Source organism: Mycobacterium sp. BK086 (genome assembly GCA_004362315.1).
Classification (GTDB): domain Bacteria; phylum Actinomycetota; class Actinomycetes; order Mycobacteriales; family Mycobacteriaceae; genus Mycobacterium.
In genome coordinates this window covers 707,220-727,437 of the sequence record SNWL01000005.1, presented here as the reverse complement: position 1 = coordinate 727,437, position 20,218 = coordinate 707,220, and the positions used below count along the sequence as shown (strand labels likewise).

19 protein-coding genes are annotated in these 20,218 nt (G+C 69.2%); 10 read left to right on the top strand and 9 right to left on the bottom strand.

Translation table 11 applies throughout. The features are described 5' to 3' along the window. Positions 1 to 3: 3 nt before the first annotated feature. Together ureG and EV580_RS20030 are read left to right on the top strand one after the other, a co-directional pair. On the top strand, positions 4 to 684 hold the full coding sequence (gene ureG, locus EV580_RS20035; RefSeq protein ID WP_133692930.1) for an urease accessory protein UreG: 681 nt from the start codon (positions 4 to 6) through the stop codon (positions 682 to 684). Positions 685 to 690: 6 nt separating this feature from the next. Next, the gene (locus EV580_RS20030; RefSeq protein WP_133692929.1) at positions 691 to 1,317 is read left to right on the top strand and encodes an urease accessory protein UreD; all 627 of its coding nucleotides are present in this window, start codon (positions 691 to 693) and stop codon (positions 1,315 to 1,317) included. Here the strand turns inward: EV580_RS20030 and EV580_RS20025 are convergent. The 5 genes from EV580_RS20025 to EV580_RS20005 all read right to left on the bottom strand — a co-directional run bounded on the left by EV580_RS20025 (position 1,314) and on the right by EV580_RS20005 (position 6,341). Then, the gene (locus EV580_RS20025) at positions 1,314 to 2,627 is read right to left on the bottom strand and encodes a sensor histidine kinase (protein WP_133693160.1); all 1,314 of its coding nucleotides are present in this window, start codon (positions 2,625 to 2,627) and stop codon (positions 1,314 to 1,316) included. The genes EV580_RS20030 and EV580_RS20025 overlap by 4 nt on opposite strands. A 112-nt stretch (positions 2,628 to 2,739) precedes the next feature. Continuing rightward, positions 2,740 to 3,102, bottom strand: coding sequence for a heme-binding protein (locus EV580_RS20020; protein ID WP_133692928.1), 363 nt, complete (start codon positions 3,100 to 3,102; stop codon positions 2,740 to 2,742). 114 nt (positions 3,103 to 3,216) lie between these two features. After that, positions 3,217 to 4,587, bottom strand: a complete 1,371-nt coding sequence (locus EV580_RS20015; RefSeq protein ID WP_133692927.1) for an NAD(P)/FAD-dependent oxidoreductase — start codon at positions 4,585 to 4,587, stop codon at positions 3,217 to 3,219. 110 nt (positions 4,588 to 4,697) lie between these two features. Further along, positions 4,698 to 5,624: an LLM class F420-dependent oxidoreductase gene (locus tag EV580_RS20010; RefSeq protein ID WP_133692926.1), complete on the bottom strand. Its 927-nt coding sequence runs from the start codon at positions 5,622 to 5,624 to the stop codon at positions 4,698 to 4,700. 45 nt (positions 5,625 to 5,669) lie between these two features. Beyond that, complete coding sequence (locus EV580_RS20005) at positions 5,670 to 6,341, bottom strand: SDR family oxidoreductase (protein WP_133692925.1); 672 nt, start codon at positions 6,339 to 6,341, stop codon at positions 5,670 to 5,672. Between the two features lie 140 nt (positions 6,342 to 6,481). Here EV580_RS20005 and EV580_RS20000 point away from each other — a divergent pair, with 140 nt between their 5' ends. From EV580_RS20000 to EV580_RS19985, 4 genes are all read left to right on the top strand, one after another. Beyond that, the gene (locus EV580_RS20000; protein ID WP_166654779.1) at positions 6,482 to 7,297 is read left to right on the top strand and encodes an ABC transporter permease; all 816 of its coding nucleotides are present in this window, start codon (positions 6,482 to 6,484) and stop codon (positions 7,295 to 7,297) included. Next, positions 7,290 to 8,378, top strand: a complete 1,089-nt coding sequence (locus tag EV580_RS19995) for a sulfate/molybdate ABC transporter ATP-binding protein (RefSeq protein ID WP_133692924.1) — start codon at positions 7,290 to 7,292, stop codon at positions 8,376 to 8,378. Before EV580_RS20000 ends, EV580_RS19995 begins: the two co-directional genes overlap by 8 nt. Positions 8,379 to 8,424: 46 nt before the next feature. Continuing rightward, positions 8,425 to 9,411, top strand: a complete 987-nt coding sequence (locus EV580_RS19990; RefSeq protein WP_133692923.1) for an APA family fibronectin-binding glycoprotein — start codon at positions 8,425 to 8,427, stop codon at positions 9,409 to 9,411. 102 nt (positions 9,412 to 9,513) lie between these two features. Further along, positions 9,514 to 9,813, top strand: a complete 300-nt coding sequence (locus EV580_RS19985; protein WP_133692922.1) for a GlsB/YeaQ/YmgE family stress response membrane protein — start codon at positions 9,514 to 9,516, stop codon at positions 9,811 to 9,813. Here the strand turns inward: EV580_RS19985 and EV580_RS19980 are convergent. Continuing rightward, a complete protein-coding gene (locus EV580_RS19980; RefSeq protein WP_133692921.1) occupies positions 9,810 to 10,790 on the bottom strand; it encodes an Acg family FMN-binding oxidoreductase in 981 nt (326 codons plus the stop codon). The genes EV580_RS19985 and EV580_RS19980 overlap by 4 nt on opposite strands. A 71-nt stretch (positions 10,791 to 10,861) precedes the next feature. Here EV580_RS19980 and EV580_RS19975 point away from each other — a divergent pair, with 71 nt between their 5' ends. Next, positions 10,862 to 11,881: a zinc-binding alcohol dehydrogenase family protein gene (locus EV580_RS19975; protein ID WP_133692920.1), complete on the top strand. Its 1,020-nt coding sequence runs from the start codon at positions 10,862 to 10,864 to the stop codon at positions 11,879 to 11,881. Here EV580_RS19975 and EV580_RS19970 read toward each other — a convergent pair. Next, the gene (locus EV580_RS19970) at positions 11,878 to 12,450 is read right to left on the bottom strand and encodes a hypothetical protein (protein ID WP_286171684.1); all 573 of its coding nucleotides are present in this window, start codon (positions 12,448 to 12,450) and stop codon (positions 11,878 to 11,880) included. The genes EV580_RS19975 and EV580_RS19970 overlap by 4 nt on opposite strands. 51 nt (positions 12,451 to 12,501) lie before the next feature. Between EV580_RS19970 and EV580_RS19965 the strand changes: the two genes are divergently transcribed. Beyond that, the gene (locus EV580_RS19965) at positions 12,502 to 13,083 is read left to right on the top strand and encodes a CGNR zinc finger domain-containing protein (RefSeq protein WP_133692919.1); all 582 of its coding nucleotides are present in this window, start codon (positions 12,502 to 12,504) and stop codon (positions 13,081 to 13,083) included. A 10-nt stretch (positions 13,084 to 13,093) separates the two neighbouring features. Here the strand turns inward: EV580_RS19965 and EV580_RS19960 are convergent, their stop codons facing one another. After that, positions 13,094 to 13,858 (bottom strand): CPBP family intramembrane glutamic endopeptidase, encoded by a 765-nt coding sequence (locus EV580_RS19960; protein ID WP_133692918.1) that lies wholly within the window; start codon positions 13,856 to 13,858, stop codon positions 13,094 to 13,096. A 61-nt stretch (positions 13,859 to 13,919) separates the two neighbouring features. Further along, positions 13,920 to 16,346, bottom strand: coding sequence for a phosphoketolase family protein (locus tag EV580_RS19955; RefSeq protein WP_133692917.1), 2,427 nt, complete (start codon positions 16,344 to 16,346; stop codon positions 13,920 to 13,922). A gap of 71 nt (positions 16,347 to 16,417) precedes the next feature. Between EV580_RS19955 and EV580_RS19950 the strand changes: the two genes are divergently transcribed. Both EV580_RS19950 and EV580_RS19945 read left to right on the top strand, forming a co-directional pair. Continuing rightward, entirely contained in the window at positions 16,418 to 18,766 is a 2,349-nt protein-coding gene (locus EV580_RS19950; RefSeq protein WP_133692916.1) for a CaiB/BaiF CoA transferase family protein, read from the top strand. Continuing rightward, entirely contained in the window at positions 18,763 to 20,196 is a 1,434-nt protein-coding gene (locus EV580_RS19945; protein WP_133692915.1) for an aldehyde dehydrogenase, read from the top strand. The genes EV580_RS19950 and EV580_RS19945 overlap by 4 nt, the downstream gene beginning before the upstream one ends. The last annotated feature ends 22 nt before the right edge of the window (positions 20,197 to 20,218 follow it).

Here is a 20,218-nt window from a genome sequence, read left to right as displayed (position 1 = left end):
TGTATGCCCCCACATTTCATCGACGGTCAACCGCACAGCCACCCCGACCGGCCCAGGCGCGTCCGCCAGCCGGGGGAGCCGCTGCGCATCGGGATCGGCGGCCCGGTCGGTTCCGGCAAGACCGCGCTGGTGGCCGCGCTGTGCCGTCAGCTGCGCGACGAGCTGTCGCTCGCGGTGCTGACCAACGACATCTACACCACCGAGGACGCCGACTTCCTGCGCCGCCACGCGGTGCTGCCCGACGACCGGATCGCCGCCGTGCAGACCGGCGGCTGCCCGCACACCGCGATCCGCGACGACATCACCGCCAACCTCGACGCGATCGACGACCTGATCGCCGGGCACGACGATCTGGACCTGATCCTGGTGGAGTCCGGTGGGGACAACCTGACCGCGACGTTCTCGTCGGGCCTGGTCGATGTGCAGATCTTCGTCGTCGACGTGGCCGGCGGCGACAAGGTGCCGCGCAAGGGCGGTCCGGGAGTGACGTTCTCAGATCTGTTGGTGATCAACAAGACCGACCTGGCCCCCCTGGTCAACGCCGACCTGGACGTGATGCGCCGCGACGCCGCCAAGGTGCGGGAAGGACGACCGTTCGTCCTGATCTCGCTGACCGAAGATCCAGCGGGGTCCCGGGTCCTCGAGTGGGTGCGCGAACAGCTGCGCGTCAACCAGCCGGCCTGAGCCGCAATGCATTCCGACGTCCTGGTGGTGGCCCAGCCCGGGCGGCTGCCGCGCATCGAGTGCCGGGGCGGCCTCGCCGCGCGGCACACCGAACCCGACACCGTGCACCTGGTGTCGGCGGCGGCCACACCGCTGGGCGGGGACACCATCGCCATCCGGCTCATCGTGGAACCCGGTGCGCGCCTGCGGCTTCGGAGTGCGGCGGCCACGGTGGCGTTACCCAGCGCGGCGACCACGCAGTCGCGGGCCTGCTGGCATGTCGAGGCCGCCGGCGAGCTCGACATCGATCCCGAGCCGACGGTCGTGGCCGCCGACGCCCGCCACCTCACCGAGCTGACCGTCTGCCTGGCCGAGGCAGCGCGGCTGCGTATCCGGGAGCGGGTGCAGATCGGCAGAACCGGTGAGCGCGATGGGTTTTGGAGCGGCGCCATGCACGCCGACGTCGGCGGCACGCCGCTGCTGCGGCATCGGGTGGAGCTGGGACCGGGATCGGTGGCCGACGATGCGCTGGGCACCCCGCTGGCCTGCGTGAGCGAGCTTCGTTATCCCGACCCTGCCGACGATGCCGCAGGGGTCACCCTGGCGCTGGCCGCCGGGGGCAGCATCTCCACCTGGCAGGGCGCCAGGCTCTAGTCGCGCGGGCCGGCGAGGTTGAGGACCAGCCGGGCACCGCCGAGCGGGCTGGCACACAACGACGCTGTGCCGCCGTGCAATTCGGCCTGCTGGGCCACCAGTGCCAGGCCCAGGCCCGACCCGGACCGCGACGCGGTGGAGCCACGGGAGAAGCGTTCGAACACCGCGGCACGCTCCTCTTCGGGCACGCCGCTGCCGTTGTCGTCGACGGTGATCTGCACTCCGTCGGCCGAACTGGACACCGACAGCTGGATCTCGGTGGCCGCGCCGTGCTTGACGGCGTTGGCGATCGCGTTGTCGATCACCAGCCGCAGCCCGACCGGCAGGCCGACCATGAGCACGGCGGGAGAGGGCACCAGCGACACCTGCAGGTCGCGGTAGATGCGTTCGGCGTCGTGCGCGGCCCGGTCCAGCAGCTCGGTGACGTCGAACGGGACGAAGTCGTCGGCGGTGGTCAGCTCGCCCTGGGCCAGTCGCTCCAGCGCGGTCAGGGTGGCCTCGATGCGGCTCTGCGTGCGGATGACGTCGCCGATCACCTCGGTGCGCTGTTCGGGCGCGAGATCCAGCGTGGAGAGCACTTCGAGGTTGGTGCGCATGGCGGTCAGCGGGGTGCGCAGCTCGTGGGAGGCGACGGCGGCGAAGTCCCGGGCCGATTCCAGCGCGGCCTTGGTGCGGGCCTGTTCGTCGCCGATGCGGGCCAGCATGCCTTCGACGGCCTCGGCGATCTCCACCGCCTCCTTGACCCCGCGCACCTGCACCTCGTCGGGGTTGGACTGGGCGTTGATCGCGCGGGCCTGCTGGGCCAGCACCCGGAACGGGTTGATCATGATCAGCGAGATCAGCCAGCCCACCAGCACGGTGCCCGCGATCACCCCGGCGCAGATCAGCAGCACCCGCAGGTGCAGTTCGGCGATCCGGCGCTGAGTCTCGGCCAGCGGCGCGCCCAGCGCGATCGTGGCGCCGCCGACCGAGAAGGTCCGGACCCGGTACTCGACGCCGTCGATGGTGGTGTTGGCATAGCCGTCGCCCAGCGCCGGCAGCACCACCTCGGAGGGCACCGACATCGCCATCGCACCGACCCGAATGGTGCGCACCAGGTTTCCGTCGGGAGTGGGCGTGCCGACTCCGCCGGGTCCGGCGGTGGTGAGCAGCGAGCTGACGTCACCGAGGCTGCTGACCGAGTCCAGGCGCCGGTCCAGCTGGCTGTACTGGTCATGGGTGACGCCCACCCACACCCAGGTGCCCAGTGTCAGCACGAGGATCACCACGGACAGTGCCGCGACGATGACGATTGTGCGCAGCGACAGCATGCGGGTAGGCAGCCGTTGCAGCACGCGGTAGACGATCTCGTCGGGCTTCACGACCACCCGACCACCTTAGGTCGCGAGACCCGACGGAACGCCGGGCCGCGCCGGGGGAGCCTTAGAGGCCGGGGACCAGCGGACGCTGGATCAGGCCGCAGCGGGCGCGGAAGTCGGTCGACGGCTGCCGGATCCCGTCCAGGTCGGAGCGGACCCACGGGTTGGCGTCCAGGTACTGCTGGGTCTGGCTGGCGACCTGGGCCTTGGGCAGCCCCTGCAGACCGGTGAAGAACGCGTTGACGTCCGGATGCGTCCACAGGTAGCTCGACATCGCCGCCGACACACCGGACATGATCCCGGTCATATCCGCGGTGGTGCAGTTGGGCGGCGGGTCGGCAGCGGCCGGGCCGGCCACGCTGAGCAACACCGCACCTGCGCCCAACGCTGCCGCGGCTGCGCGTCGCACGGAACGATTGAATGTCATCGGGCCCCCTCGTATTGAGACTGTCGTCGCTGATCATGCTAGGGCAGGAGGTGCGCAACCACGGTGATTTCACGCCCGCTCACGGTCAATTCCCAGCTGTGCCGCCTTGTGAAATCAGCTGGCGGCTTTCTCGTCCTCGACCGTCGCGGCAATCTCCTCGAGCTGCTCTATTCGGGTGCGCGCGTAGGCCTGCTGCTCGGTGATCGTCAGCTGGCTGCGACCACGGCCCAGGAATGTCGTGGTCCACGACAGCATGGTCGCGATCTTCGTCTTGAACCCGACGAGGTAGACCAGGTGCAGGAACAGCCATGCCAGCCACGCGAAGAAGCCGGCGAACTCGATCTTGCCGATCTTGGCCACGGCGCTGAACCGCGACACGGTCGCCATCGAGCCCTTGTCGAAATACGAGAAGGGCGCGCGGGCAGCAGGATCGGCGCCCTTGAGCTCCGACTTGACCAGGTTCGCAACGTATTTGGCGCCCTGGATGGCACCCTGCGCCATACCGGGAACGCCGTCGACCAACGCCATGTCGCCGACCACGAACACGTTCGGGTAGCCCGGCACCGAGAGGTCGGGGCCGACCTTCACCCGCCCGGCGCGGTCGACTTCGGCCTCGGACTGGTCGGCGATGATCTTGCCCAGCGGGCTGGCCGACACACCGGCCGACCACACCTTGGTCTGGCATTCGATGCGGTCGATCGTGCCGTCGGGCCGCTTGACGGTGATCCCGTTGCGGTCGACGTCGGTGACCATCGCGTTCAACTGGATTTCGACGCCGAGCTTCTCGAGCCGATCCTGCGCCTTCTTGCCCAGCTTCTCGCCCATCGGCGGCAGCACGGCGGGTGCCGCGTCCAGCAGGATCACCCGCGCGCGGGTGGAGTCGATGTGGCGGAACGCGCCGCGCAGGGTGTGATCGGCGAGTTCGGCGATCTGCCCGGCCATCTCGACACCGGTCGGGCCTGCACCCACCACGACGAAGGTCAGCAGCTTCTCCCGGCGCACCGGGTCACTGGAGCGCTCGGCCTGCTCGAACGCGCCGAGGATCCGGCCGCGCAGCTCGAGGGCGTCGTCGATGGTCTTCATACCGGGGGCCCACTCGGCGAACTGGTCGTTGCCGAAGTACGACTGCCCGGCGCCGGCCGCGACGATCAGGGTGTCGTAGGGGGTCCGGTAGGTGTGGCCCAGCAGGATCGAGTCGACCGTCTTGTGCTCGAGGTCGATGTTGGTGACCTCGCCGAGCAGCACCTGGCAGTTCTCCTGCTTGCGCAGGATCACGCGGGTGGGCGGGGCGATCTCGCCCTCGGAGATGATGCCGGTCGCCACCTGGTACAGCAGCGGCTGGAACAGGTGGTGGGTGGTCTTGGCGATCAGCTTGATGTCGACGTCGGCCCGCTTGAGCTTCTGGGCGGCATTCAGGCCGCCGAACCCCGAACCGATGATGACGACCTTGTGCTTATCCGACGGAGTTGCACCGGGATGGGTCATTTCTGCTCCTCAAAACATGCACAGGACACTTACTACGGTAGTCGCCCGGCGATGAGAACTCGCGCCGGTATCCGGGCGGATGGGGTGATGTATGCCACCTGAGGTGGCGATCAACCCAGAAGTGGTCGCAGAGTCTCGCCGACGGCGGTGATCCGGCCCGGGTGGTAGCCGTCGAGATGGGTGACGGGACTGAGCACGACACCGTCGACGCCGGCGTCGAGCACCTTGGTCTTGATCTGCTCGGCGATCTGTTCGGCGCTGCCGTACACCGCGCGCTGCTTGACGTCGGCGGGGATGAAATCTTCTGTGACGTTCTCGTCGATGATGCCGAAGACGAGCATGCTGGTCTCGAGAGTGCTTGGGTCACGGCCGATTTCCTCGCAGCGCTCCCGGCACACCTGGATCTTGCGGGGGAGTTCGTCGAATCCGCAGACGAGGTTGAGGTGGTCGAAGTGCCGGGCGGCCAGCGGGATCGTCTTCTTCTCGCCGGTGCCGCCGATCATCAGCGGAATGTGGTCGCGGAAGCGCGGAATCGCGAACGCCTCCTTGGTTCGGTAGTACGTGCCGTCCACGGTCACCCGCTCGCCCTCGAGCATCGGCAGGATGATCTGCAGTGCCTCGTCGAGCTTGTTGAACCGGTCGGTGAAGGTACCGAACTCGTAACCCAGCGAGTCGTGCTCGAGCTCGAACCAGCCGGTGCCGATGCCCAGGATGGCCCGGCCCTGACTGATCACGTCGAGCGTGGTGATGGCCTTGGCCAGCAGCGTCGGGTTGCGATAGCTGTTACCGGTGACCAGCGTGCCGAGCTGCACCCGCTGCGTCGCGGTGGCCAGCGCACCGAGCGCGGTGTACGCCTCCAGCATCGGTTCCTCGGGAGCGCCGAGGTTGGGCAGTTGGTAGAAGTGGTCCATCACGAAGACGGAGTCGAAGCCGGCCGCCTCGGCCTCCTGGGCCTGTGCGATGACCGTCGGGAACAGCTCGGGCACACCGGTGCCGTAGGAGAAGTTCGGAATCTGAAGCGCGAGGCGAATCGTCACCCGTCCGACGTTAGTCCTCGCCGGCGAACGTCAGGTGAATGGCCGTCAGCCGAAGTTGGCCAGCGCGCCACGGCCGACGTGCACGGTCTGGCCGGTGATGTGCCGGGCTGCCGGCGTGGTCAGGAACAACGACAGCCGGGCGATCTCCGCGGCCACTGACGGCGGAGTGGTGGACAGCCCGTCGTAGGACGGTTCCGCGCTGCGGCCGCAGGCCACGGTGTTGACCGTGATGCCGCGTGTTCCGAAGTAATCCGCTTGTCCCGCAGTCCAATTCGCAACGGCAGCCTTGACAGCGGCGTCAGCGCCACCGTCGCGCGGGTTGTCGGGCACCACGGTCACGATGGATCCGCCCGAGCGCAGGTGGTCGCCGATGTTCTGCACCAGCAGCACCGCCGAGAGCACAGTCGCATCCAGCGCGGTGCGCCACGCCTTGGCGGTGTCGGCCAGCGTGTAGGCGCGGGGGTCGCCGCCGATCCAGGCCGGGGCCGGGACGTGGACGATGGTGTCCAGGTGATGCGGGAACAGGGTGCGGGCCTCGGCCAGCGCCACCGGGTCGGTGGTGTCGCACACGATGGCGTCGACGTCGAGCTCCTTGGCGGCTACCTCGAGATCATCCCGGCGTGCGCCGCTGATGACGACCTTGTGCCCGGCATCGCGGAAACCCTCTGCGATCGTGCGACCCAGTTCGGTGTCAGCACCAGTGACCAGCACGTCCATCGTCTTTGACCTCCTCGTGCACGCCTCCCGGCGCGGTGGTGTCGATTGGTCAGAAATGTTACTGGACGGTAGCTAATTCGGCCAATGTCGCCGCGCCACGATCAGGACACGGCGTGTCGCTTCGCCCTAGGGTGTGACGGGTGAGGCGCAGCGGGGCACACCGTACGCAGCCGCCGCTGCCGCGCTGGGTGTACCTCCCGGCCGCGCTCGGGGCCGCATTCGTGGTGCTGCCGCTGGTGGCGATGGCGATCAAGGTCGACTGGACGAACTTCTGGTCGCTGATCAGCAGTGATGCCTCACAGGCGGCGCTGCTGCTGAGCCTGCGCACCGCCGCCGCCAGCACCGCCCTGTGCCTGATCCTCGGTGTCCCGATGGCGCTGGTGCTGGCCCGCAACGACGGCCGGACCGTGCGGGCGCTGCGCCCGCTGATCCTGTTGCCGCTGGTGCTGCCGCCCGTGGTCGGCGGTATCGCGCTGCTCTATGCGTTCGGCCGGCTGGGGCTGCTCGGGAGCTATCTGGAGGCGGCCGGGATCCGGATCGCGTTCACGACGACCGCGGTGGTGCTGGCGCAGACGTTCGTCTCGCTGCCGTTCCTGGTGATCGCTCTGGAAGGCGCGGCCCGCACCGCGGGCGCCGACTACGACGTGGTGGCGGCGACGTTGGGGGCCAAACCGGCAACCGTGTGGTGGCGGGTGACGCTGCCGCTGCTGGCGCCCGGCCTGGTGTCCGGCTCGGTGCTGGCCTTCGCCCGGGCGCTGGGGGAGTTCGGCGCCACCCTGACCTTCGCCGGGTCGCGGCAGGGCGTCACCAGGACGCTGCCGCTGGAGATCTATCTGCAGCGCGAGAGCGACCCCGACGCCGCGGTGGCGCTGTCGATCCTGCTGATCGTGGTGGCCGCTGTCGTCGTGCTCGGGCTCGGTGTGCGGCGGCGGTCGGGATGGGCCGGCGATGGCTGAGCTCCAGTTCTCCGCCGCGCTGGCCGAACGCGGATTCGAGGTGGCGTTCGACGTCTCCGCCGGAGAGGTGCTGGCGATCCTCGGCCCCAATGGCGCCGGGAAGTCCACCACGCTGCACGTTATCGCCGGGCTGCTGGCACCCGACACCGGCCTGGTGCGCCTGGGCGGGCGAGCGCTGACCGACACCTCGGCGGGCCTGCAGGTGGCCACCCATGACCGACGGGTCGGCCTCTTGATGCAGGATCCGCTGCTGTTCCCGCACCTGAGCGTGCAGGCCAACGTCGAGTTCGCGCCGCGCAGCCGGGGCGCAGGCCGCGCCGGGGCGCGGACCAGCGCCACGAGCTGGCTCGGCGAGGTCGGCCTGGCCGAACTGGCCGGGCGCAAGCCCGGCCAGTTGTCCGGCGGGCAGGCCCAGCGGGTGGCGATCGCGCGGGCGCTGGCCGCCGAGCCCGAGGTGCTGCTGCTCGACGAACCGCTGACCGGTCTCGACGTCGCGGTCGCGGCCTCCGTGCGGGCGCTGCTGCGGCGGGTGTGTAGGGCGCAGGACCGCTCGACGGTGCTGATCACCCACGATCTGCTCGACGTGCTGACGCTGGCCGACCGGGTGATGGTGCTCGAAGACGGAGGTGTCGCCGAGATAGGCCGGGTCAGTGACGTGCTGGCCGCACCGCGCAGCAGGTTCGGCGCCCGCATCGCGGGCGTGAACGTGGTGCGCGGGGTTCGCGGCGGGCCGGAGAGCCTGCGGGCCGCGGACGGCACGCTGTGGCACGGCCTGGCGACCGCAGACCCGCCCGACGGCGATCTGGTCGCGGTGTTCTCGCCCGCGGCGGTCGCGGTGTACCGCGACCTGCCACACGGCAGCCCGCGCAACAGCGTCCAGGTCCGCGTCGCGGAGCTGGACGCCGACGGCGCGCGGGTGCGGGTGCGCGCCGAGGAGCAATCCGACGGCGCGCCCGGGCTCGCCGCCGACATCACCGCGGAGTCGGCGGCCCGCCTCCGGCTGGCCGCCGGCGACGCGGTGTGGTTCACGGTCAAGGCGCAGGAGGTGGCGCTCCATGCGGCAGCCCGCGCCACATCGTGAGCAGGCCACACTTGCGTCACGGCTGTAACACGGTAGGTTCAAGCGCATGACGCAATCGGACCCGATTTCGCGACGCCCGGGCCGGTGGACGGCGTTTGCGGTCACCGCGGTGACCGCCGCCAGCGCCGTCACGATCGCGTTGCCAGCACCCTCGGCGCTCGCGGATCCCGCGACACCGACACCGGCACCCACGACGGCGGTCCCCGCCGCCCCGCCAGCCACCGAAGTCCCGCCGCCCCCGGTGGACCCGAACGCCCCGCCGCCCCCGCCGGTGGATCCCAATGCGCCGCCGCCACCGCCGGTCGATCCGAACGCCCCGCTGCCGCCGGTCGACCCGAATGCGCCGGTGCCCCCGCCGCCTCTGGAGCCGGGCCGCATCCCCAACGTCCCGGGCGGATTCAGCTACCTGCTTCCCGCGGGCTGGATCGTGTCCGACGCGTCGCGCCTGAACTACGGCCAGGCGCTGTTGAGCAAGCAGACCGCGGCACCCGAGAACGGTCAGCCCGCACCGACCGCCAACGACACCAGCGTCATCCTCGGCCGGCTGGACCTGAAGCTGTTCGCCGGCGCCGAGCAGGACAACAGCAAGGCCGCGGTCCGGCTGGGCTCGGACATGGGTGAGTTCTTCATGCCGTTCCCCGGCGTCCGGATCAATCAGCAGAGCGGCGTTCTGCAGGCCGGTGACATGCCGGGCTACTTCTCCTCCTACGAGGTGAAGTTCACCGACACCACCAAGCCCAACGGTCAGATCTGGGCAGGCGTCGTGGGGACCGCGGTCCCCAACGCGCCCAAGGAACTGCGCAACCAGCGCTGGTTCGTGGTCTGGCTGGGCACCGCCAAGGATCCGATCGATCCGGCCGCCGCCAAGGCGCTGGCCGAGTCGATCCGGCCATACGCCCCGCCGCCTCCGCCGGCGCCCGATCCCAACGCTCCGGTCGCCGATGCGCCGCCGCCGGCTCCTGGCGGGCGCGTGCCCGTCGGCGTCCCCGTCCCGGTGGAGACACCGGTTCCGGGGATGACGCCCGGTCAGTAGGTGATCGTGGCCGTATCGACCGGCCAATCGTTACCTGACGGCGGTATACCAAAGGGATAGCGGCCAGCATCGGCGCTGGCCAGCGACCCCGAGGAGACCGTCATGGACATGGTGGCTGCTACTGAATTCCTCGCCCGTTCGACGACGCTGACCAGCGTCGGCTGGATCGGGTACATCATCATCGGCGCGCTCGCGGGCTGGATCGCCGGAAAGATCGTCAAGGGCGGCGGCTCGGGCATCCTGATGAACATCGTCATCGGGATCGTCGGCGCACTGGTCGGCGGGTTCCTGCTGAGCTTCTTCCTCGACACCGCGGCGGGCGGGTGGTGGTTCACCCTGTTCACCGCGGTCCTCGGATCGGTGATCCTGCTCTGGCTCGTCGGTATGGTCCGCAAGACCTAACCCGCCAGGGACGCCGCGACGTCCGATAGCGGACGTCGCGGCGTCGCGGGAAGCGGGTCGGCGTTGAGCGCGGCCCAACCGACCCGCAGCAGCATCTGCGGAAAGCCATCGCCGCCAAGCAGTTTCGTCCGCAATTCGGTGCGGGTGGCCTCCACTTCCAACGGCTCGGTGAGTGGGCAACTGGCCAGCCCCAGTGCGGTGGCGGTCAGCAGCACGATGCTGGTGGCCTCGCCGGCCCGCAGCAGGGCCGACGGGTCGTCGGTCGCGGTGGCCAGCACCAGCACCACGCCGGCATCGTCGCGCGGTTCGATATCGCTCGGCTGCTCGAGGACCGGGTTTGCGAATACCCGCGGCGCGAACATGCCGCGCCGGTCTGCGGGCGGGGTGCTGCGAGCCGGCACACCCGCGGGCGTTCCATGCCTGCCACTCCACATCGACAGCTCGGCGAGATAGGCCGGATCGCTGATGTGTTCGCGCACTGCGTGAGCGACCACCTGCGCGAGTTCCCCGGTGTCCTCCACCCGTCGCAGCGTGACCCCCGAACGGGCCGCGCGGGCGGCCATCAGCGCGACGTCGCCGGTCGGCACCGGCCACGAGGAGAACCACCGGCGGTCGGTCCGTCGCCGCGGTATCGCCGCGGCCAGCGCGATGTCCTGCTCGGCACGCGCCGGACCCAGGATCGCCACACTGGCCAGATGGTCCGGATCGGCCGGATTGGGAAAGCGGTGTACGTCCGTGGCCCAGCCCAGCGCTGACAGCGCGACGGTGAAATGGTGCAGTGCCACACCGCAACTCAGCATCAGATCGCGCCGTTCGGGATCGACGTGGGGCAGGTGGCGCGCGGGGTCGGCATAGAGGTGCACGCTCTCGTCACCGATCCGCCAGCGCCAGGGCTGCGAATTGTGTACCGAGGGCGCGCGGACGGCCAGCGCCAGCGCGGCCTCGATGGTGGCCCGGTCAGGCAGCTCACGATCCATGTCCCAACCGTCACACCGAAATCAGCGTCGGCACAGGCCCCGAAGGGCCTCGATCGTGGGACATTGGTCCCATGGCCACGACCACGATGCGCGCCTGGCGGGTCCGCAAGCCCGGACCGATGTACAGCGCGCCGCTGGAGCTGGACACCGGCGCACCGATTCCGCGACCGGCGCCCGACGAGCTGCTGGTGGCAATCCGGGCATGTGGTGTCTGCCGCACCGATCTTCATGTCACCGAAGGTGATCTCGACGTCCACCGCCCGCACGTGACGCCGGGCCACGAGGTGGTCGGCGAGGTCGTCGAGAAGGGGTCGGCCGCAGGCGACGAGTTCGCGGTGGGGGACCGGGTCGGCGTGGCATGGCTGCGGCACACCTGCGGGATCTGCGACTACTGCCGTCGCGGCGCGGAGAACCTGTGCCCGAATTCGCTGTACACCGGCTGGGACGCCGATGGCGGATACGCCGACTTCGCTACTGTCCCGGCCGCTTTCGCGCACCGGCTGCCCGATGGCTACACCGACAGCGAGCTGGCCCCGCTGTTGTGTGCAGGCATCATCGGCTATCGGTCGCTGCTGCGCGCCGAGCTGCCGCCAGGAGGACGGCTGGGGTTGTACGGATTCGGCGGCAGCGCGCACCTCACCGCCCAGGTGGCGCTGGCACAGGGCGCCGAGGTTCATGTGATGACCCGGGGCGCCGACGCACGCGAGCTCGCGCTGGGACTCGGGGCCGCGTCGGCCCAGGGCGCGGCCGACCCGCCACCGGTCAAGCTGGACGCCGCGATTCTGTTTGCGCCGGTCGGCGACTTGGTGTTGCCCGCCCTGGAGGCACTCGATCGCGGCGGCACACTGGCGATCGCGGGCATTCACCTCAGCGATATCCCGACGCTGAACTATCAGCGACATCTGTTCCAGGAACGCCAGGTTCGGTCGGTGACGTCGAATACCCGCGCCGACGCCCGCGAGTTCCTCGCGTTCGCGGGCCGTCATCGCATCGAGGTGACCACCCCGGAATATCCGCTCGCCCAGGCCGATCGAGCGTTGACCGACCTCGCCGACGGCCGCATCGCGGGCGCGGCGGTGCTGCTGCCCTAGAGAGCTGCCAGTACGCCGCGCAGTTCGGCGGCCAGGCTGCCCCGGCCGTTGCGATACAGCGGCCCGCGGCCGTCCGAGATCAAAAGCCGAAGCCGGGCCATGCCCCTGGCGCGCACCGGGCGCGGTGAGTGCAGGAGCAGGGTGATGTCGTCGATCACGTCACGACAGCTGGCCAGCCGCTGGGGATGGATCGGGATACGCGACGAGATGCCCTGCCGGCCGAAGCGCATCTCATCGAGGGCATGCCGCAGTGTGCGGGCGAGGGCTTCGCGTTCGTCGACCGAGGTCAATCGCACCAGGTGAAGACCCAGCGAGCTGCCCGGCAAAGGAACGATGCCCGCCTCCACGTCCCGATCGAGGCGGCCGGCGAAGAATCGGGCCCGGAGTCGGGCGCCGATGGTGGCGCCAGTGCCGGAATCGGCCGACACGGGGGTGTCGAATACACCCTGAACTGGGATGTTAATGTCGCCCCAGCTATTCTGAAAATTGTTGGGCCCCATGGGCTTTTCCTGTTCCGAGACGGCGTCGTTGCCCTCTCTCATGACCATCCAAAACGCTACACCGGTCACGCGTGACCAGTCAAGTTGATTTACCGGTCACCGACTCCTACCCTGGTGACCATGACGCAGGCTCCTGCGGAGTGGCTCGGGGACACCGAGGGCAAGCCGGCACCGGTGCCGCTGTCCCGGATTCAAGCGCTGGTCAACACCCTCGATCTGGAATCCGGTGCCGACCGGCTGGCGCTCGCCGCAGATGCCGAGCCGTGGCTGCAGAGCCAGGACCTGTTGGCCCCCGGTACCGCCGCCACCGCCGATGACCTGCACACCATCCGTGAACTGCGAGAAGCGCTGCGCGCGATGCTGGTCCACAACGCCGGCGGGCCGGCACCGAGTGGCGACCAACTGGCTCCGTTGAACCGGATTGCCGAGGCAGCCAGTGCCCGAATCCGTCTGACCGAGGACGCCACGATGCGCCTGAGCGCGGAGGCTGATTCCCTCGAGGGCCGTCTGCTCTCAGTGCTGCTGATCGTCGCCAACGCCCAGCGCGACGGAACCTGGTCGCAGTTGAAGGCGTGCGGAAACGACGACTGCCGGTGGGCGTTCTACGACCGGTCCCGCAATCACGGCGGCACCTGGTGCGACATGGCCACCTGCGGCAACAAGATGAAGAACCGGGAGTTCCGGGCGCGACGCAGGGGCTAGCGGGCCAGGCCTAGGTCGACAGGTGCCACACCAGCGCGGCCGCCAGTGCACCCAAACCGTTCAGCGACCAGTGCAAGGCGATCGGGGCGATCAGGCTGCCGCTACGGCGCCGCAGCCAGGTGAAGACGAATCCGGCGGCCCCGGTGGCCACGACGGCCATCGCCACCCCGGCGACGATGCCGAACATGCCACCGCCGAGGATTCGAGTGAAACCGACGTTGCCGCTGGTCAAACCCAGCGAACTGGCGATATGCCACATGCCGAACAGCAGCGAGCCGGCGGCCGCGACGCCACGAAAGCCCCAGGCCCGGTCCAGCGCGCCGTGCAGGACACCGCGGAAGGCGAGCTCCTCGGGAATCACGGTCTGCAGCGGAATGATGATCATCGACGCCAGCAGCGCACCCGACAGCGTGGCGTAGTGGTTGTTCAGGAACATCGGCCGGGTCCAGGGCAGCAGCGCCCCGACTGCGATGACGGTGAGCACCAGCAGCACCGCGCCGAGCGCGTAGAGGGCACCCGAGCGCCAGTGCTCACGCCCCAGCCCCAGCTCCGCCCAGCCCAACCCACGCGAGCGGACCAGGAAGAGCAGGCCGACGGCGGCGGCCGGTACCACGGCGACGTTGGCCCACGGGGTGGTGAAGTGAGCGATCAGGTTGGTCATCGCCAGCACGACGACGACGATGCCGATGTCGACGTAGATCCGAAAATGGTGGAGAGCAGCCAGCTGCGACAGCGCGGGATGGGGATGCGGGGCCACCGCGGTCTGCTCGGACATAACGGGCCCAAGTGTACCTGCGGCCGAACTATGGCCTGATCAGTTGCTATCAGCCCGGTTGCTACTCGTTGTCGCCGCCGGTCGCGGCGGTGGCATCCACAGCGCCCGCCACCTGCGTCCCCCGCGCATCCGGCCACACCCAGTCGCGCACCTCGGGGATGTCGTCGCCGTACGCGCGGGTGTACTCGCGGGCCGCCAGCCGCTTGTCGACCATCTGCTGGCGCAGGGTGGCGCACCGTGACTGAAGGCCTGGCACCCGGTCGATCACGTCGATGACCAAGTGGTAGCGATCCAGGTCGTTGAGCATCACCATGTCGAACGGGGTGGTGGTGGTGCCCTCCTCCTTGTACCCACGAACGTGGATGCGGCTGTCATTGCTGCGGCGATAGGTCAGCCGGTGGATCAGCCAGGGATAGCCGTGATAGGCGAAGATGACCGGCTTGTCCGGCGTGAAGATCCCGTCGAACGCCCGGCTGGACAGACCGTGCGGATGTTCGGTGTCGTCCTGCAGACGCATCAGATCCACCACGTTGACGAAGCGGACCGTCAGCTCGGGCAAGTGCTGGCGCAGCAGATCGACGGCCGCCAAGGCCTCCAGCGTCGGCACGTCACCGGCGGCGGCGATCACCACGTCGGGATCCTTCCCGACCGTCTCGTTGCCTGCCCACTCCCAGATGCCAAGGCCCCGAGTGCAATGCGCGATCGCCTGGTCCATGGTGAGGAAGTTCGGGTGCGGCTGCTTACCGGCGACGACGACGTTGACGTACTGGCGTGAGCGCAGGCAATGGTCATAGGTCGACAGCAAGGTGTTGGCGTCCGGCGGCAGGTACACGCGCACGACCTCGGCGCGCTTGTTGACCACGTGGTCGATGAAACCCGGATCCTGATGGCTGAAGCCGTTGTGATCTTGGCGCCAAACATGGCTGGACAGAAGGTAATTGAGGCTGGCGATCGGGCGGCGCCACGGGATGTGATTGGTGACCTTCAGCCATTTGGCGTGCTGGTTGAACATCGAGTCGATGATGTGGATGAACGCCTCGTAGCAGTTGAAGAGCCCGTGCCTGCCGGTCAGCAGATAGCCCTCCAGCCAGCCCTGGCACTGGTGTTCGGACAGCATCTCGACCACCCGGCCGGCCCGGGCCAGGTGCTCGTCCACCTCCGGGCCCGCGAACTCGGCGTTCCATTGCTTGTCGGTCACCTCGAAGACGGATTGCAGACGGTTGGAGGCGGTTTCGTCGGGTCCGAAGATCCGGAAGTTGTCCGGGTTGAGCCGGATCACCTCGGTCAGCCAATTGCCGAGCACCCGGGTGGCCTCGGCGACGGTGGCGCCGGGTGCGGGTACGTCGACGCCGAAGGTCCGGTAGTCCGGCAGTCGTAGATCCTTGAGCAGCAATCCGCCGTTGGTATGTGGGTTTTCGCTCATCCGCAGCTGCCCGGCCGGTGCCAGCGCGGCGATCTGCGGGTCGAGCCTGCCGTCGGCGTCGAACAGTTCCTCGGCCCGGTAGGAGGCCAGCCAGTGCGCCAGCACCTCGAGGTGTTCGGGGGTGTCGCGGGCGCTGGCCAGCGGGACCTGGTGAGCACGCCACGATCCGGTGGTCTTCTTGCCGTCGATGGTGGCCGGACCGGTCCACCCCTTGGGGGTACGGAAGACGATCATCGGCCAGGCCGGCCGGTCTTCGGACGGCGAGGCCTTGATCTCGGCGATCCGGTCCATCACCTCGTCCAGCAGCGCGGCGAACCGGCGATGGGCGTCGGTGTGATCGGTCTCGCCGTCGTCGGGGACCTCGAAGAAGTACGGCTGATGCCCCAATCCGACCATCAGCGAGCGCAATTCGTCTTCCGGGATGCGGGCCAGCACCGTCGGATTGGCGATCTTGTAGCCATTGAGGTGCAGGATCGGCAGCACCACACCGTCATTGGCGGTGTTGAGGAATTTGTTGGAATGCCAGCTGGTGGCCAGTGCACCGGTCTCGGCCTCACCGTCGCCCACCACCGCCACCACCAACAGGTCGGGATTGTCGAATGCCGCGCCGTAGGCGTGCGAGAGCGCGTAGCCGAGCTCGCCGCCCTCGTGGATCGAACCCGGGGTCTCGGGGGCAACGTGCGACGGGATGCCGCCGGGGAAGGAGAACTGACGGAACAGCCTGCGCAGGCCTTCGGCGTCCTGGGTGATGTCGGGGTAGGTCTCGCTGTAGGTGCCGTCCAGATAGGCGTTGGCGACCAGCCCGGGACCGCCATGGCCGGGACCCGTCACGTAGATGGTCGACTGCTCGCGCTGCTTGATTGCGCGATTGAGGTGCGCGTACAGGAAGTTCAACCCAGGGGTGGTGCCCCAGTGGCCGAGCAGCCGGGGTTTGACGTCCTCGCGGGTCAGCGGCCGCCGCAGCAGCGGATTGTCCAGCAGGTAGATCTGGCCGACGGAGAGGTAGTTGGCGGCGCGCCACCAGCCGTCGAGTTGGGCGATGGTTTCTTCGCTTATCGACTCCATGTCCCCATCAAACTCCGATCGGCGCGACCGTGCCTCCGGTGCACCATTTGTTCACCACTACGCTGACCGACGTGGCGGCTGAACCGTTGCTCGCGGCGGTGCGAGTGCTCGATCTGTGCGACGAGACCGGCGACGGGGTCACCCGGCTGCTGGCCGATCTAGGCGCCGACGTCATCAAAATCGAGCCGCCCGGCGGGAGCCCGGCCCGCCATGCGCGGCCCACGCTGGACGGGGTGAGTGTCCCGTTCGCGCTGCACAACGCCAACAAACGCGGCACGGTGCTCGATCCGGCCGACGACGCTGACCGCGACCTGTTCTTCGAGCTGGCCGCCGGTGCCGACATCCTCGTGGACAGCGGGACGCCCGGATTGGCGGCCTCGTTCGGCACCTCGTGTGCCGAGCTGGCCGACCGGTTCGGCGGCCTGGTGACCATGTCGGTCACCGACTTCGGGACGCAGGGACCGCACGCATCCTGGCGGGCCACCGACGCGGTGCTGTATGCGATGTCCTCGGCGCTGTCCCGGTCGGGCCCCACATCGGGCGCCCCGGTGCTGCCGCCGGACGGCATCGCCTCGGCCACCGCGGCAGTGCAGGCGGCCTGGGCGATCCTGGTGGCCTACTTCAACCGATTGCGTTGTGGTACAGGTGATTACATCGACTTCTCCCGGTTCGATGCGGTGGTTCTGACGCTGGACCCGCCGTTCGGCACCCAGGGCCAGGCCGCGACCGCGCGCAACGCCGCCGAACGGTGGCGGGGCCGGCCGCGCAACCAGGATTCCTACCCGATCTTCGCCTGCCGGGACGGCTACGTCCGGCTGTGCGTCCTGGCCCCGCGGCAGTGGCACGGGATGCGGGCGTGGCTGGGGGAGCCCGAGCAGTTCCAGGATCCCCGCTTCGACTCGATCGCGGCACGCACCAGGGCATTCGGCGAACTCAGCCAATTGATGGCGGCGTTGTTCGCCGACCGGACGATGAAGCAGCTGGTGGCCGAAGGCCAGGCACACGGCGTGCCGATCGCCGCCGTCCTCACCCCGTCGCAGGCACTGGGGTCCGAGCACCTCGCCGAGGTCGGCGCCCTGGCCGATACTGATCTGGCGCCCGGCGTCGCGGCCCGCGTACCGGTGGGCTACTGGGTGGTCGACGGGGCCCACGCCGGCTACCGCACCCCGGCGCCCGCCCTGGACTCCACCGACAAGCGTTGGCAATCAGCACAATTCACCCCAGCCGCGACGGGATCAGTGGGAGCGCGACCGCTCGAGGGCATTCGGGTCCTGGATCTGGGCGTCATCGTCGCCGGTGGCGAACTGAGCCGGCTGTTCGCCGATCTGGGCGCCGAGGTGATCAAGGTCGAGAGCTCGAGCTACCCCGACGGGCTGCGCCAGAAGGGCCCCGATCAGCAGATCAGCGAGTCGTTCGCCCGGGCACATCGCAACAATCTGGGCCTCGGCCTGGAGCTGCGCAGCCCGGCCGGGGCCGAGGTGTTCAGCCGCCTGGTATCCGCGTCCGACGCCGTTTTCGCCAACTTCAAGCCGGGAACCCTTCCCGCACTGGGCTTTTCCTACGAGCGGCTGCAGGAACTCAACCCGGGTCTGGTGCTCGCCGAAAGCAGCGCCTTCGGCGATACCGGGCCGTGGAGCAAGCGGATGGGCTATGGCCCCTTGGTGCGCGCCACCATCGGGGTCACCCGGTTGTGGACGTCCCAGGAGCCACCGCCGCCCGGCGCGCGACACGCGTTCTACGACGCGACGACGATCTTCCCCGACCATGTCGTCGGGCGGATCAGCGCGATCGGCGCACTGGCCGGATTGATCCGGCGTGAGCGCGACGGTGTCGGCGCACGTCTGCATGTGTCCCAGGCCGAGGCGGTGATCAACCAGCTGGACACGCTCTACGTCACGCTGGCCGCGGCGGCCACCGGCGCGGAGCGCGTCGAGCCCGATCCCACCGAGAGCCTGGTGTTGCCGTGCGCCGGTGACGACGAGTGGTGCGTGGTGTCGATCCGGTCGGCGGCCGATCAGGAGGCGATCGCGTCGGTGATCGGGCACAGTGAGCTCGCGGCGTGGCTGGCCGAACGCTCGCCGCTGGCGGCCGCCGAGGCGCTGCAGGCCGCAGGCGTTGCCGCCGGCCCGATGTACCGAGCCACCGACCTGCACGATGACCCGCAGCTGCGGTCACGAAATGTGTTCGCCGACATGGCTCATCCGCTGTTCGACGCGCCGTTGCCCACCGAGTCGGGCCCGGCGCCCTATCGCCACATCCCGCCGGCCCCGCAACGCCCGGCGCCGCTTCCCGGCGCCGACACCCGCCGGGTCTGCGCAGATGTCCTGGGTATGACCGGCGATGACATCGACAAGCTCATCGCCGACGGCGTGCTGTTCGCACCCGCCGGCGACACCGAGACGACAGGAGTGACGAGATGAGCACGGCGGCAAAGATTTTCATCGATGGACGGTTCCAGACCACCGACTCTCAGCCGGTGATCGAGGCGGCCACCGGCGAGCCACTCGGCTACGGCGCCAGCGCCACCGAAGCCGATATCGACGCAGCGGTGGCCGCGGCCGCGGCGGCGCTGCCCGAATGGCAGTCCGCCTCACCGGATCACCGCGCGGACGTGCTGGCCCGATTCGCCGCCGCACTGGATCAGCGCGCGAAGGGGACCGACGAATTGGTGACCCGCGAGAACGGGATGCCGATGTCGTTGTCGCGCGGGGCCAATGGCCGGTTCCCCGCGGCGCTGGTGCGCTATTACGCGCAGCTCATCACCGAGACCCCGATCGAGGAGATCCGCCCGAGCATGATCGGGCACACCGTCGTTCGCCGGGAGGCCATCGGCGTGGTGGCCGCGATCGTGCCGTGGAACTATCCCCAGGCGCTGGCCGCGTTCAAGCTGGCGCCCGCTCTGGCCGCCGGCTGCACCGTGGTGCTCAAGGCCGCTCCCGAAACAGCTTTGGACGCATTGGTGTTCGCGGAGGCGGCCGCAGAGGCCGGGCTCCCGCCGGGCGTGCTCAACGTCGTGCCCGGCGGTGCAGCCGCGGGCGCCTACCTGGTGACCCATCCCGGCGTCGACAAGGTCACGTTCACCGGCTCGACGGCCGCGGGCCGCACCATCGGCGAGGTGTGCGGGCGCCTGCTGCGACCGGTCACCCTCGAACTGGGCGGCAAGTCGGCGGCGATCATCCTCGACGACGCGGATCTGGACGCCACCATGAAGGGTCTGCGCACGGCCTCGTTCGTCAACAACGGCCAGACCTGCCACCTGAGTTCGCGGATTCTGGCGCCGCGATCGCGGTACGGCGAAGTGCTGGACGCCTTGGTGTCGATGGTCGGCGGACTCAAAGTCGGTGACCCGCTGGACACGTCGACCGATATCGGCCCGCTGGTGAGTTCTCGCCAGCGCGACCGGGTGCTGGGCTACATCGAGTCGGGGAGAAACAGTACGGCGAAACTCGTTGCGGGCGGCTCGATTCCGGCCGATCAGCAGCGCGGCTGGTTTGTCTCGCCGACGGTGTTCGCCGACGTCGACAACGCCGATCGCATCGCCCAGGAGGAGATCTTCGGCCCGGTGCTCGCGGTGATTCCCTACGACGGTGACGACGACGCCATCGCACTGGCCAACGACAGCGAGTTCGGACTGGCCGGCACGGTGTGGTCCACCGATGACGAACGGGCCACCGAGGTGGCCAGGGCCGTGCGCACCGGAACCGTCGGAATCAACGACTACCAACTGGATTTCCGCGCGCCGTTCGGGGGAGTGAAGGCCAGCGGGATCGGCCGTGAGCTCGGGCCGGAGGGCCTGGACGCGTTCTTCTCGCTGAAGTCGATCTACCGGGTGGGGCCCGCACAAAGCTGAGTGGCCACTTGTGACACGTTGG